Genomic DNA, 14,830 nt, shown 5'->3' with positions numbered 1-14,830 from the left:
GGAGTCGTAATTCATGCGTATTTCAACTGCTCAGTTTTACGAAGCCAGTTCCGCCAATTACACCCGGACCTATGCCAACGTCATCAAGACCGGCGAAGAAGTCTCCAGTCAAATCAAACTCAACTCGGCGGCCGATGATCCCGTCGGCGCGGCGCGTGTCCTGCAACTGACTCAGCAGAACTCCATGCTGACCCAGTACAAAACCAACATCAGCACGGTCGACACCAGCGTGGCGCGGTCTGAAACCGCCCTTCGCAGTATCACGACCGCGTTGCAGCGAGCGTCGGAGCTTGTGGTGTCGGCGGGCAACGGAACCTATACCGACAAGGACCGCCAAGCCTCGGCCGATGAGCTCACACAGCTGCAAAGCCAGATTCTGAGTCTGATGAACAGCAAGGGCGCTGACGGCCAATATCTGTTTTCCGGGTCCAAGACCGGTACACCTCCGTATTCGCAGAATCCTGACGGCACCTACGCCTATGATGGTGATCAGACATTAATCAAGCTGGCCATCGGCGATGGCTTGAGTATTGCCAGTAATACGACCGGCTGGGATGCATTTGAAACGGCTGTGAACACCACCCGCACTTCCAGTACGCTGATCACACCGGCCGTAGATGACGGCAAAATCAGTCTGTCGGGCGGTATTGTGTCAACCGCTGCCAAATACAACTCCGAGTATGTCAGTGGTCAGCCTTATAAACTGACGTTCCTGAGCAGTACCGAGTACAAGATCACAGATGCCAATAACGTGGACGTTACCGCCGACGCGGGCGGCACGGGCGCCTTCTCTTCGACCAGTGCCTCTGCTCAGGTGATCAGTTTTCGCGGTGTTGACCTTTCACTGAACGTCAACCTGACGGATGCCGAGCGTGCGACCACTGCTGCTGCCGACGCGGCACTGGCCGGTCGTGAATTCGCTCTGACCACCACACCGGATAAGATCAGCGCCACGCGTAGCCCAGGCAATGCCTCGACTGCGGTGATCACCGCCGCAGCGGTCGGCACGTCGGCTCAGGATCTGGAGGACTACAACAATAGTTTTCCGGCTGGCGGGGCGATCGTCAAGTTCACCAGCGCCACTGACTATGATCTGTACGCTTCACCGATCACCAGCTCTTCCACAAAGATTTCAAGCGGCACCATCGGCGCAACGCCGACCAGTTCTTCGGGGATCAGCTTTACCGTCAGTGGTACACCCGCCGTGGGCGATACGTTTGTGGTCAATGGTGGCACCCAACAGAACCAGAACGTGCTCAACACCCTGAACTCGGTGATCAATGCCCTCAACACCCCGGCCGATGGTGATACCGTTGCTCTCCAGAAACTTCAGGCTTCCCTGGATTCTGCGTTGGGCAACCTCACCAGTGGTACCGAAAGGGTTTCCAATGCCGTTTCCGAGGGAGGGGCCAGACAGGCAGCGACCGAATCCCAGGGTACTACCAATGACCTGCTACAGGGCAATAACACTGTAGAGCAGGGCAAGATCGTCGATTCCGATCCGGTAGACGCCATTGGCCGTCTGACCATGCAGCAAACCATGCTCACGGCTTCCCAGCTGGTCTTCACGCGGGTTTCGCAACTGAACCTGTTCAGCAAGCTTTAATCGAATGGCCGCAAGGACGCGGCGCATATCGAGCCTCAGCTATCTTTCTACCAGCGGTTAATGGGCATTGTCCTGCAGCGACGGTGCCCGCTGCTTGCGAGTACGCCTTGTGAATCCAGTTCCCCTCGTCAGTATCGTCATCCCCGCTTTTAATCCGCGGTTTTTCCAGGCGGCTTTGGCCAGCGCCCTCAGCCAGACTTATGCCAATGTGCAAGTGATCGTTTGCGACGACAGTCCTGGCAGCGACATAAAAACGATCGTCGATTCGTTTGCAGACCTTGCCCCGCAGCTGCGCTATGTGCGCAACGCCGAGCACCTGGGTCTGGTCGGTAACCTGAAAGCCTGTCTGGATGAGGCCGACGGCGAATACATCAAGTTTCTTTGTGATGATGACCAGCTCTTCCCGGCGTGCATCAAGCGACAGGTCAATGCCTTTGTCGAGCAGGAGGACGCCCGACTGGTTTTCGGTCAGCGTCTTCTCTGGGACGCAAATGACATGCAATTGCCGTCTCGTCTGGAGAACAGCGCGCTTGCACCGACCAGCGCTATTTACAAGGGCGACGATCTGCTGTCGATCTTCGATACTTTTCCTGTCAACTTTCTGGGGGGCTTCAGCAATGCGCTGTTTCGGCGTGTTGATGTGCTGGAACTATTGCCGGCGTTGACCCAGCCGGGCCACTGTTTTGTGGCAACCCTGGATTTCGCGCTGTACGTCTGTTTGATGCGACGCGGTAATGTCGTGGTGCTCAACGATATCCTTGGTATGGAGCGCTTGTATCCGGGGCGCCTTAGTCGACAACAGCCGATGATGGATGCGGCGCTTGCAGAAAGGCAGTGGCTGCTGCAGATGCTTAAAGCCCGAAGCGGGGAATCGGCGCCAGCACCAGGCTGGGTTCGCTATTTACCGCTGAGCCGCGCTGCAGAGTCACCCCGCGTCTGGGTTGAGCTGCCGCTGAGTCGATCACTGGGCACCAAGCAAACCACGCTGCCGTGGCGGGTGGGTATCGAAAGCCTCAGTTTTACCGAGCTTTATACCCAATGGCTGATGTGCCGGACGTTGTCCGAGCCACAAAAAAAGCTGCTGCCCGATACGCTCGACTCCTGGGCCTGGCGCCCGAAAATCATCCCGATCATTATTGACGAAGCCGCCAATGGAGCCAGTCTGGAGGTTACGCTGCGCAGCATTGCCGGGCAGTTTTATCCGGCGGACATGGTGGTGGTGCTCTCGAGTGCGTGTACCGAAGTCGTGCTGAATGAAAAAGTCCTGCACATGCCGTATCAGCAGAACTGGCAGCAACAACTCAATGAAGTGCTTGAGCAACTCGAAGGGGCTGACTGGATCTATCTTCTGCGTCCTGGAGATCGTCTCTTGGAGCCCGCTTTGCTGGTACTCGCTGAACGCATCGTGGCATTTGAGGACGCACGTTGTCTGTACAGCGATGAGGGAGGATTGTGCGAAGGCGAATCGGCTGATCCTGCGTTCAAACCCGATTTCAACCTTGACCTCATGCGCAGCTATCCCTACGTGGGACGCACGCTGGCATTTGACCGGACGGCTTTCCTGGCTATTGGAGGGCTTGATCCGAGCTTTGGTGAGTTGGCTCCACATGACCTGCTCTGGCGGTTGGTGGAAAGGCAGGGCACCCAGGTTGTGGAACACATCAATGAGCTGCTCGTTGAGTCCCAGTCCGGGTTTGCCCAGTGGCTGGCTTTACCTGAGCTCGTTGAACAGAACACTGCCATTGTGCAAGCGCATCTTCAGCGTCTGGGCATCGCCGGCGAGGTGCGCAAAGGCAGCATTGCGTTGATTAACCGGGTCGAATACGAGCATGCAGATCGTCCTCTGGTTTCGATCATCATCGCCAGCAAGGATCAGTTGGCTGCCATGCAGCGGTGCGTCGAAAGTCTGTTGGAGAAAACAGCTTATAGCGCCTACGAAATTCTGTTGGTGGATAACGGCAGCGAGCAAGCGGAGACCTTGGCCTGGTTAAACGGCATTGCGCAGTTAGGCATCGCCAAGTTGCGAGTGCTCAGTTACCCGGAGCAGCGCGGTATTGCCGCGTTGCGCAACTTCGCATCACGGCACGCCGCGGGCGATTATCTGTTGATGCTCAACCCGTTTGCAGTCATCACTCAGGGTGACTGGCTGGATGAGTTACTCAATCACGGGCAGCGCCCTGAAGTGGCTGTGGTCGGTGCCAAGCTCTTCAACCCGGACGGCCGTATTCTCCACGCGGGCGTAATCCTGGGCTTGCAAGGGCCCGCGGGTGTGCCCTTTTACGGCGATGTCATGAATGCTGCAGGCTATATGCATCGGCTGCAAGTGGTTCAGGACCTGAGTGCCGTGGGTGGAGACTGTCTGCTGGTGCGCAAGGCGGTGTTTGACGAAGTCGGCGGGCTGGATGATCAAGGCCTGGCACACACCCTTAGCGAAATCGACTTATGCTTGCGCATCCGACAAAACGGCTACCTGGTGGTCTGGACGCCTTATTCAAGACTGGCCTTGGGTAGCCAGCCCGCGCCAGTTGCAGATGCGGCTTTGTTGGATCAGCAGGCCAGGGAGCAAGAGACGTATTACAAGCGCTGGCTGCCGATCATTGCCAGGGACCCTGCCTACAACACCAATCTTGCCCTGAATACCTTGGGTGGCTCGAGTTTCAATCTCGAACCTGGGCTGCGTACCGGTTGGAGTCCATTTGTACGTAAAACATTGCCTGTTGTTGCCGGATTGCCCATCAATGCTTCTGCAGTCGGGCACTATCGCGTGACCCAGCCCATGATTGAACTGGAGGCGGCGGGCAGGTTGACGGGGCGGATTTACTACGACATGCCCACCATTATCGAGCTGGAGCGTCTCGCACCGGATGCGATAATCCTGCAGTGTCGCTACAGCGAAGGCCCTGTCAACGAGATCATCCCCCTAAAGACCTACTCCAAGGCTCGGCGCATTTATGAGCTGGATGATTACGTGGTTCATACGACGAAGAAAAACGCCCATGCGCGCAACAAGCCCGGCCACGAAGAGATGGAGCGGTTGGTGCGCAAGGGCATTGGTCTGTGTGATCGCGTCGTCGTCACCACCTATCCTTTGGCCGACGCCTTGTCGAGCATGCACGATGATATTCGCGTGGTGCCGAACATGCTTGCTCCGCATCTCTGGGGTGATTTCCATTGTAAGCGACGCGTTTCACGCAAGCCTCGGGTGGGTTGGGGGGGCGGTACCAGCCACCAGGGTGATCTGGAAGTCATCGCGGACGTGGTTCGTGAACTGGCCGATGAGGTCGAGTGGGTATTCTTCGGCATGTGCCCCGATGAGCTACGGCCGTACGTGCATGAATTTCACGGTTTGATAGATCTGGACAGTTACCCTGCCAAGCTGGCGAGCCTGAACCTTGATCTGGCGCTCGCGCCACTGGAATTCCACATCTTCAACGATTGCAAAAGCAATCTGCGCTTGCTTGAGTACGGTGCCTGCGGATACCCCGTCGTGTGCACCGATACTGCGGCCTATCGCGGCTATTTGCCCTGCACACGCGTGATGAGCAACACCACCGAAGAGTGGTTACAAGCGATTCGCATGCACTTGGCCGACCCTGATGCCAGTTACCGTATGGGCGACCAGCTACGCGAGTTCGTGTTACGCGACTTCATGCTGCGTGGCGATAACCTCGATCATTGGATCAACGCCTGGTTTGGGGACTGATCCCGACATTTGATACCTGGTCGCGCCACTCGGATGTCGAGCTGGCGCGTTTCCTGCACATCCCCTTTTATATCGCCATAAAACGAGCACTTCCGACGTTTCCGGAAGATGCATGTTTATGGTGCTGACGGTTTATCCAGTTGGCCTGCAAAGCCCTGAAAGCTTGGTTGAGCCCTGTGGAACACAAGAGGGGACGAGATGAAGGCAGTAATTCTGGCCGGTGGCCTTGGCACAAGGATCAGTGAAGAGTCACACCTCAAGCCCAAGCCAATGATCGAGATCGGCGGCAAGCCAATTCTTTGGCACATCATGAAGCAGTACTCCGCCCATGGTATCAATGACTTCGTGATTTGCCTGGGCTACAAGGGCTACGCGATCAAGGATTTCTTCGCCAACTACTTCCTGCACACCTCTGACGTCACCTTTGATATGTGCAACAACCGCATGGACGTGCATCAGAATTACAGCGAGCCATGGCGCGTCACGTTGATCGACACCGGCGAAGAAACCATGACCGGCGGTCGCTTGCGTCGGGCCAGTCGCTATGTGCAGGACGAAGAAGCCTTTTGCTTTACCTACGGCGATGGCGTCTCGGATCTCAATATCAGCGCTTTGTTGGACTTTCATCTTTCCCACAATCAGTTGGCGACGGTGACCGCCGTGCAGCCGCCGGGCCGCTATGGTGCTTTGGAGCGTGATGGGGATCTGGTGCGTGGCTTCACGGAAAAACCTCGCGGCGACGGTGGCTGGATCAATGGCGGCTTCTTTGTGTTGTCACCCAGAGTGCTGTCGCTGATTACCAGCGACGAAACCGTCTGGGAGGCAGAGCCGCTGATGGGGCTGGCCGAACGCGGCGAGCTGGCCGCGTTTCAGCATGATGGCTTCTGGCATCCGATGGATACGCTACGCGACAAGAATTACCTCGAGCAACTGTGGCAGAGCGGGGAGGCCCCGTGGAAGCAGTGGGCTTGAGTTCTCGGTTCTGGAGCGGCAAGCGCGTATTGATCACCGGGCATACCGGGTTCAAAGGCAGCTGGTTGACGCTCTGGCTGCAAAGCCTCGGAGCACAGGTCAGCGGCTTTGCCCTGGCACCCGCCACCGAACCCAACCTGTTTGAATTGGCGGGCGTGGCCGAAGGCATCAATGATCAGCGTGGGGACCTGCGCGATCTCGGCGCCTTGCTGGAGTTGATCGCTGAGGCTCAACCGGAGATTGTCCTGCACCTGGCCGCGCAGCCACTGGTGCGTGAAGGCTATCGCGACCCACTGGGCACTTATTCCAGCAATGTCATGGGCACCTTGAACCTGCTCGAAGCGATTCGACAGATCGGTGGCGTACGCGCCTGCGTGCTGGTGACCACTGACAAGGTCTACGCCAATCAGGAGTGGCTCTGGCCTTACCGTGAGAATGAACCGTTGGGCGGGCATGACCCCTACAGCAGCAGCAAGGCGTGCTGCGAGTTACTCGCCCAATCTTACGCAGCCTCGTTCTTCGCCGCCGACCGTTACGCCGAACACGGCCTGGCGCTGGCGACCGCACGGGCGGGCAATGTGCTGGGCGGGGGTGACTTTGCTCCTGAGCGCCTGATCCCGGATGTGCTCAAGGCCTGGTCGGCCAATGAGCCCGTGACGCTCCGTTATCCTCAGGCCGTGCGCCCCTGGCAGCATGCGCTGGAACCTTTAGCGGGCTATCTGTTGCTGGCGGCGAACCTGTACGAGCAAGGTCCGGCCTTTGCCGGTGCCTGGAACTTCGGACCCAGCGAAGGCGATATGTGCAGCGTCGGCGAAGTGGTGGAGCTACTTTCCAGACGCTGGCCTCGCGGCCCCGGGATCCGTATCGAGCGCAGTGAACTGCACGAGGCGGTCTTGCTGCGTCTGGACAGCAGTCGTGCGCATCAATTGCTGGCGTGGAAGCCACGCTGGACGTTGCAACAATGCCTGGAACATACCCTGGATTGGCATCTGGCCTGGAAGGCGGGCAAGAACATGCGTGAGATGACGCTGGCTCAGTTGAACCTGTACCGGGAGCAGCCATGAGCGAGTTCAGGGTCAAGGCATTGCCTTTGGCGGGCATGTTCAGCGTGCAGCACAAGCGCCACGAAGACACCCGTGGGCATTTTTCCCGATTGTTCTGCGAGGGCAGCCTCGATGGCTTTGGCCAGCCGTTTCATATTCGCCAGATCAATCATTCCTGCACCCGTGAGCAGGGCAGCGTGCGCGGGCTGCACTATCAGAACAGCGAGCGGCCAGAAGCGAAGTTGATCACCTGCCTGCGCGGTCAAGTCTGGGACGTTGCCGTTGATTTGCGTCCAGACTCGGACACCTTTTTGCACTGGCACGCTGAGCACCTGTGCGCCGGCGATGGCCGCAGCGTGTTGATCCCGGCCGGCTTCGCCCATGGTTTCCAGACCCTGACCGAGGATGCCGAGTTGTTGTACCTGCACGACGCCGATTATGCGCCGGAGCATGAAGGCGGGCTTTCGGTACACGACCCTCGTCTGGCGATTGCCTGGCCGCTGGCTGTCAGAAATCTGTCAGCCCGGGATGCGTCCCACCCATTGCTGAATTCCCAATTCGCCGGAGTGCGCTTATGAACTGTCGAGGCTGCGGCTCTCCCTTGAATTTGCCGCTGATCGATCTGGGCACTGCGCCGCCGTCCAATGCCTACCTTCGTGCCGAGCAGCTTGAGGCCGCCGAACAATGGGTGCCGTTGAAAGTTCAGGTTTGCCAGTCCTGCTGGCTGGTCCAGACCGAGGATTACACCCGCGCTGAAAGCCTGTTCGACGCGGACTACGCCTATTTCAGCTCCTTCTCCAGCACATGGCTGGAACATGCCGAGCGCTATGTGGCGGCCATGGTTGAACGCTTCGGGCTGAACGCCGAAAGCCGTGTGGTGGAAATTGCCGCCAACGATGGCTACCTGCTGCAATACGTTGCCAGGCGCGGCATCCCTTGCCTGGGAATCGAGCCCACCCGAAGCACCGCCCAGGCCGCTCGGGAAAAGGGCCTGGACATTCGTGAGCTGTTTTTTGGTCGCGACACCGCGTTGCAGCTGGTGGAGGAGGGCTGGTCGGCAGACCTCATGGCCGCCAACAACGTGCTGGCCCATGTCCCCGATATCAATGACTTCCTGACAGGCTTTGCGCTGTTGCTCAAGCCAGGAGGCGTCGCGACGTTCGAATTTCCGCATTTGCTGGCCCTCATGGAGGGCGCGCAATTCGACACGCTGTATCACGAACACTATTCCTACCTGTCGCTGACGGCTGTGCAGACATTGTGCGAGCGCAACGGGCTGGACATCTTTGATGTCAGCCACCTGCCGACTCACGGCGGCTCGCTGCGGGTGTTTGTTCAGCGCGTGGAGGGCGTGCGTCGTGCGCAGCAACCGGCCGTGCAGCAAGCGTTGGCCGCCGAGTTGCGTGCAGGTGTCACCCGATCCGGGTTCTACACGACGCTGGCACCTGCGGCCGAGCGCATCAAGCACGGGCTGCTGCGCTTTTTGTTGCAGGCCAAGGCCGAGGGCAAGCGGGTCGCAGGTTACGGCGCGGCCGCCAAGGGCAATACGTTGCTCAACTATGCCGGGGTCAAACCCGACCTGCTGGCGTGGGTCGCTGACGCGAACCCGCACAAACAGGGCAAGTTTTTGCCGGGCAGTCGGATTCCAGTGGTGAGCCCCGAACGCATCGCGCTGGAGAAACCGGATTACGTGTTGGTGTTGCCGTGGAATTTGCTGAATGAAGTCAGCCAGGAGCAGGCCGTTATTCGTGAATGGGGCGGGCGTTTCGTGATCGCCGTGCCTGAGTTGCGCATCCTGTGAGTCGTCTACGGATATTGGTGACAGGCGCGACCGGTTTTGTCGGACGCCATCTGGTCAGCGCCTTATTGGCACGGGGCTGTGCTGTTCGCGCCGTGGCCCGCAATCTGGACGTCGCGCAGGCCATGCCTTGGTTTGAGGAGGTGGAGTTCATCGCTGCCGATGTTCACGCTCCCGAACTCGATGTTATTGCGCTCACCCAAGGCATCGACGCCATGGCTCATCTGGCCTGGCCCGGCTTGCCGAATTACAAGGACCTGTTTCATTTCGAGCACAACCTGTTCGCGGATTACTCATTCATCAAGCGTGTGGTAGAGGCCGGTGTGCCTCAAGTGATGGTCACAGGCACCTGCTTTGAGTACGGGATGCTAAGCGGCCCGCTGGATGAACAGACCACACCAGAACCGGTTACTGCTTACGGGCTGGCTAAAAACACCCTGCGTTTGTTCCTTGAAAGCCTGCAATCGACACAGCCATTCACGCTTCAGTGGGCGCGATTGTTTTACTTGCATGGTCAGGGACAAAACCCCAACAGCTTGCTGGCAAGCCTGGATCGCGCTGTTGAGGCCGGTCAACGGGAATTCAACATGTCAGGTGGGGCACAACTGCGTGATTACCTCGCCATCGAGAAGGCTGCCGGTTATCTGGCTCAAATGCTGGAGAGCACGCAAGCCAATGGCGTGTTCAATTGCTGCAGCGGTGTGCCGATTTCGGTCCGGACTCTCGTCGAGCAGCGGTTGCGAGAGCAGAACTCATCAATGGCATTGAATCTCGGGTTTTACGGTTATCCCGCGTACGAGCCCATGGCGTTCTGGGGCACTACCGAGCGCATGCATCAGATGTCAGGCCGGGTGCTGAGTTGAGGGAGTTGAGCATGAAGCGTGAGTTATACCGGGTCACCGATTTGCCGGTGTTGCAGAACCGCACCTATGCCGATGCGGCCTCGGCTCGCCGGTCGCCCCTCGCTGATATTGTGCTGGTGCAAGATGAACTCAGCGGGCTGATTTTCAATCAGGCGTTCGATCCTGCGAAGCTCAGCTATGACAGCGACTACCAGAACGAGCAAGCCTGGTCCGCACAGTTCCAGCAGCACCTGAAGGATGTCGAAGGCATCATTGCGCGATATTTCAAAGGCCAGAGTCTGATTGAGGTTGGCTGTGGCAAGGGCTACTTTCTTGAGCTTTTGCGCGGGCTTGATTACGCCATCACCGGTATTGATCCAGCTTATGAAGGCGACAATCCCGATGTAGTCAAAGCGCCTTTTACCCGCGGCCTTGGTTTGGCCGCCGACGCGGTTGTGCTTCGACACGTTCTGGAACACATCGCCGATCCTGTGAGCTTCCTCGCGGAAATCGCCGATGCCAATCAGGGTGGGCGAATCTACATCGAAGTGCCGTGCTTCGACTGGATACTTGAGCACCGAGCCTGGTTCGACGTGTTTTATGAGCACGTCAATTATTTCCGTCACGACGATTTCCGTCAGTTGTTCGATACCGTGTACGAGTCCGGACATCTGTTCGGAGGGCAATATCTCTACATCGTTGCCGACCTGTCGAGTCTTCGCACCCAGCCAACCGAACCGGTGCGCCGTCTCGACATGCCGATGGATTTCACCCGCAGTATCGAGGACGCCGTACGCCTCATTCAGGCCTCTCCCGGGCAAGGCTCCGCGATCTGGGGCGCGTCGTCCAAAGGGGTGATCTATTCGTTATTCCTGCAGCGTGCCGGCGTAACGGTCGATCAGGTGGTGGATATCAACCCGGCCAAGCAAGGTCGTTACCTTCCTGGCAGCGGCTTGCGCGTGTCGTCGCCGCAGGAGGCGTTGGCGTTGCCGGACGGTGCCCAGGTGTTTGTCATGAATTCCAACTATCTGGAAGAAATCAAGCGGGCAACTGAAGGGCGTTTCACCTATCACGCTGTCGACAGCGCTTCTTTCAAATAACTGTATTGAGGTCAACAAATGACGCAGTCCGAAAATGAACTATTCGAATCCCAGTGCCAGGCTGAAGTGATCGCCCAGGGGCAGGATGAAAAGCTGGTGGGTCTGGCGCAGGAGTTCTTCAACGAGTCGGCCCGGCATAAGTACAGCTATCACTTTTCCTGGATGGGGCGGCCGATTATCCAGTTGCCTCAGGACATGATGGCCATGCAGGAGATCATCTGGGAGATCAAGCCAGACCTGATTATCGAATGCGGTATCGCTCACGGCGGTTCGATTCTTTATTACGCCTCGATACTCGAACTCCAGGGACATGGTGAAGTGTTGGGGATCGACAGGGACATTCGGCCGCATAACCGCGAAGCCATCGAAAGTCACCCCATGTTCAAGCGCATCAGCATGATCGAGGGTTCAAGCATCGACCCCGCTGTGGCGGATCAGGTTCGTTCCGCTGCAAGGGGCAAGAAAGTCATCGTCGTCCTGGACTCCAATCACACTCATGATCATGTGCTCGAAGAGCTGCGCCTTTATGCGCCGCTGGTTTCGGTAGGGAGTTATTGCGTTGTCATGGACACGGTCGTCGAAGACATGCCTGAAGATGCGTTCGCGGATCGCCCATGGGGCAGAGGCGACAACCCGAAAACCGCTGTCTGGGCTTATTTGAAAGAAAGTCAGGATTTCAGGATTGACGAAGCGATACACAACAAGCTGCTGATTACGGTCGCCCGGGATGGTTACTTGCGCCGTATTCGTTAACCCGCGGCTGCATCGTCGTCGAACGCTATTATCATTTACCGGTTGTGTGGGGAAGTTTTATGCAAGGCATGTCCAGATCCGAAAACACGTTGCCCTTGAGCGAGCTGCTGACCGTGGTGCTGGTCAGTCACAATCGCCCAACGTTCCTGCGTCGTGCCGTGCAGTATTACAGCGCGCTGCCTTGCAAGGTTCTTGTTCTGGATTCATCGTCCTTGCGAAACGACGCCGTGGCCGGTTTGTTTGAATCGGTTGAATACCAGCACTTGCCCCAATTCGGTTATTGGGGCGTGCAGTCCAAGCTGGACTACGGCATTCGGCAGGTGACCACGCCCTATATGGTGTATGCCGCCGATGACGATTTCATTGTTCATCAGGCTCTTGAACAGTCCGTGAGCTTTCTGGAAGCCAACGCGGATTACGGCATGTGCCATGGCTATTGCCTGATGTACCTGGCTCGACCCGTAAGCGTCAGTTATTACCGGCGTGACAAAAAGGTCTGTGAGGACTATGCCTCGGAGCATGCGCAGGATCGTATTCTGGACTTCATGGACCAGTACATCCCTCCGTTTTATGCGGTCCACCGTACTTCGCTATTACGCGACTGGTACGACGCCATGCCTGAAGAAACCATTTTTCAATGGCAAGAAATCGGCCATGCCTGGTACATGCTGGCCCGGGCCAAAGCGCGCATTCTGCCCATCCCTTATGTCGTGCGGGAAATCAACTACATCAGCTCGGAACATTCCACCGAGATTTATCACACCCTGACCTATACCGATCCCAAGTCGCTGGCTGATCGTGAACGATTTGCGCGAGTTCTTGCAGCGCTGCCCACACAGATTCAGGAAGTTGATCAGGAGCAGGCCGTTGAACTCGTCCTGGAGAGCTTTGAGGCATTGGCCGATAGCCTGCGCCATCGTAAAGCCTTGACTGCCGAGCTGATTTTTGAATCCCACTGGAGCAGCACTACCTTGCAGGTGGAGCGGCGCTTTGGCCCGCGGCAATACGTGGAAATGCCATTTTACAATCAGCCTTTTTTTGATGTGCTGACTGAGTATGAGTTCATGCTGCACGCCATGCCTGCCGGTCGCCTGCAGTTGGAGGGCCTTGAAGGGATCTGGACACGTCAGGAAGAGTTGATGCGTGCGCGCAACAACGATACGCCGGAAAGCGTAGTCGATCGGCTGTGGCTGGCGCAGGATTGCAATATTTTCAACCGTGAGGTGGTCGGTCGGCTGGCACGCCAACTGGCTGTGATGGGTGACGACGAAGCGGAGAGAATCCAGGCATGGGAAACGCGTCTGAACGCGTTGCCCGACCCCGACGTTCGCCGCATCTTTGATGCCACACGCTCCGGTCGCCTGCTCAAATGGCTGGACACACGCAGCCCGGATGCCGATGAGTCGCGGCTGATCGGCGAGACTTTGCGCGCCGTTAATGGCGGCCCCCAATTCGGGTTGTTGGTGTTGAATCTTGATGGTGATGTGGCCGCGTTGCAGGTCACGCTGGACAGCTTGCTGGAAGGGCACTACAAAGCCTTCAAAATTGTCGTTTTCACGACGGCAGAGCCGCCTGCGGCAACCACCCCCGACAACACCCTGCACTTTGTGAAAGTCAATCAGGACAATTATGTCGACAAGCTGAATCACAGCGTGCGCCAGTTAACCTGTGAGTGGGTACTGTTGGTCAACGCGGGCGATCAATTCACCGCGGGCGGTCTGTTGCAGGCCAGTCTGGAATTGTTGTCAGCACCGCAATGCCGCGCGGTCTATGCCGATGAGATTCATCGTCAGCCGGGTGGCGCTCTTGTCGATGTGTTCCGCCCGGATTTCAACCTGGACCTGCTCCAGAGCATACCGGCGTTGATGGCTCGACATTGGCTGATGCGTCGCGACGTTCTGATCGACGCCGGCGGCTACTCATCTGAATTCGCCAATGCGCTTGAGTTCGATGTGCTCTTGAGGATCATCGAGCAGGGTGGCCTGGCATGGCTGGCTCATATGAGCGAGCCGTTGCTCACATGCGCCGCCCCTTTGCTGAAGGAAAACGCGCAGGAACGATTGGCATTGAGCCGTCATCTGGCTGCCCGTGGCTATAAGGCTCAGCTTGGCTCTGAACCTGCGGGAACCTACCAGATCGATTACCGACACACCGAACGTCCGCTGGTTTCCATCATCATTCACGGGCCGTCCGATTCGGCTGAGTTGCAGCGGTGCGTGAATAGCATTCTGCAACGCACTCGTTATGCGCAGTTCGAAGTGCTCATCGCTGAAAATAATGAAACAACCACCAGCCTCTCCCATTGGCTTGCTTCCCAGAAACAGCAGCCTGGCCGGATCAGGCTGATCGAAAGCAACGAAGCACTCAGCGCGTCGGCATTGATCAACCACCTGGCTCGTCAGGCGATGGGTGAATACTTGATTCTGTTGGCTTCCGATGGCGAGGTGGTCAGCCCCAACTGGGTCGGAAGCCTGCTCAATCAGGCCATGCGTCCCGAAGTCGGGGTCGTCGGCGGCAAGCTCATCGACACCGATAGCAAGATAACCCAGGCCGGATTGATTCTCGGAATGAACAACGGTGTGGGGTCGGCGTTTGTGGGAGAGGCCAAGGATTCACCTGGATACATGCATCGCTTGATGCTGACGCAGAACTATTCGGCGGTTTCCTCCACTTGCATGATGGTCAAGAAAGCGCTTTTCGACGCCGTTGAGGGTTTCGATGAAGACGATTTCGCCGATTCTTATGGTGATGTCGATCTGTGCCTGAAGATCGGCCAGTCGGGTTATCTGACGGTATGGGCCCCCCAGGTCCAGGTTACCCATCCCGGCATCCTGCCCGATGCCCAACAGACGCTCGCGATCTTGAGGGAAAAATGGGCAGGATCTTTTGACAGTGATCCGGCCTACAACAAAAACCTGACCCTGACCGGTAAAGGTTTCGAGTTCGGCAGCCCGGCCCGTATCAACTGGTCGCAGCTGCTGGCATAAGTTCGATACCGGTCAGAGGACCCACA

At 57.5% G+C, this 14,830-nt stretch carries 10 protein-coding genes; all 10 read left to right on the top strand.

Translation table 11 applies throughout. The features are described 5' to 3' along the window. Window positions 1-13 precede the first annotated feature (13 nt). On the top strand, window positions 14-1,606 hold the full coding sequence (locus ACP7B0_RS14805) for a flagellar hook-associated protein 3 (protein ID WP_426142150.1): 1,593 nt from the start codon (window positions 14-16) through the stop codon (window positions 1,604-1,606). Between the two features lie 109 nt (window positions 1,607-1,715). After that, window positions 1,716-5,309: a glycosyltransferase gene (locus tag ACP7B0_RS14800; protein ID WP_426142149.1), complete on the top strand. Its 3,594-nt coding sequence runs from the start codon at window positions 1,716-1,718 to the stop codon at window positions 5,307-5,309. Between the two features lie 198 nt (window positions 5,310-5,507). Then, window positions 5,508-6,281, top strand: a complete 774-nt coding sequence (gene rfbF, locus ACP7B0_RS14795; RefSeq protein WP_426142148.1) for a glucose-1-phosphate cytidylyltransferase — start codon at window positions 5,508-5,510, stop codon at window positions 6,279-6,281. Next, window positions 6,263-7,345 (top strand): CDP-glucose 4,6-dehydratase, encoded by a 1,083-nt coding sequence (gene rfbG / locus ACP7B0_RS14790; RefSeq protein WP_426142147.1) that lies wholly within the window; start codon window positions 6,263-6,265, stop codon window positions 7,343-7,345. The genes rfbF and rfbG overlap by 19 nt, the downstream gene beginning before the upstream one ends. Continuing rightward, window positions 7,342-7,902, top strand: a complete 561-nt coding sequence (locus tag ACP7B0_RS14785) for a dTDP-4-dehydrorhamnose 3,5-epimerase family protein (RefSeq protein ID WP_426142146.1) — start codon at window positions 7,342-7,344, stop codon at window positions 7,900-7,902. The genes rfbG and ACP7B0_RS14785 overlap by 4 nt, the downstream gene beginning before the upstream one ends. Then, the gene (locus ACP7B0_RS14780; RefSeq protein WP_426142145.1) at window positions 7,899-9,125 is read left to right on the top strand and encodes a methyltransferase domain-containing protein; all 1,227 of its coding nucleotides are present in this window, start codon (window positions 7,899-7,901) and stop codon (window positions 9,123-9,125) included. The genes ACP7B0_RS14785 and ACP7B0_RS14780 overlap by 4 nt, the downstream gene beginning before the upstream one ends. Then, the gene (locus ACP7B0_RS14775; RefSeq protein ID WP_426142144.1) at window positions 9,122-9,985 is read left to right on the top strand and encodes an NAD-dependent epimerase/dehydratase family protein; all 864 of its coding nucleotides are present in this window, start codon (window positions 9,122-9,124) and stop codon (window positions 9,983-9,985) included. The genes ACP7B0_RS14780 and ACP7B0_RS14775 overlap by 4 nt, the downstream gene beginning before the upstream one ends. Before the next feature lie 11 nt (window positions 9,986-9,996). Beyond that, entirely contained in the window at window positions 9,997-11,064 is a 1,068-nt protein-coding gene (locus ACP7B0_RS14770; protein WP_426142143.1) for a class I SAM-dependent methyltransferase, read from the top strand. 18 nt (window positions 11,065-11,082) lie between these two features. Beyond that, window positions 11,083-11,817, top strand: a complete 735-nt coding sequence (locus ACP7B0_RS14765; RefSeq protein ID WP_426142142.1) for a cephalosporin hydroxylase family protein — start codon at window positions 11,083-11,085, stop codon at window positions 11,815-11,817. A 59-nt stretch (window positions 11,818-11,876) separates the two neighbouring features. Further along, on the top strand, window positions 11,877-14,804 hold the full coding sequence (locus ACP7B0_RS14760) for a TIGR00180 family glycosyltransferase (RefSeq protein ID WP_426142141.1): 2,928 nt from the start codon (window positions 11,877-11,879) through the stop codon (window positions 14,802-14,804). Window positions 14,805-14,830: the final 26 nt, after the last annotated feature.

The sequence above is a fragment of the Pseudomonas sp. DWP3-1-2 genome, assembly GCF_049896285.1.
Classification (GTDB): Bacteria; Pseudomonadota; Gammaproteobacteria; order Pseudomonadales; family Pseudomonadaceae; genus Aquipseudomonas.
The sequence above is the reverse complement of the archived record's forward strand: the minus strand, read 5'-3'. Positions and strand labels throughout refer to the sequence as shown.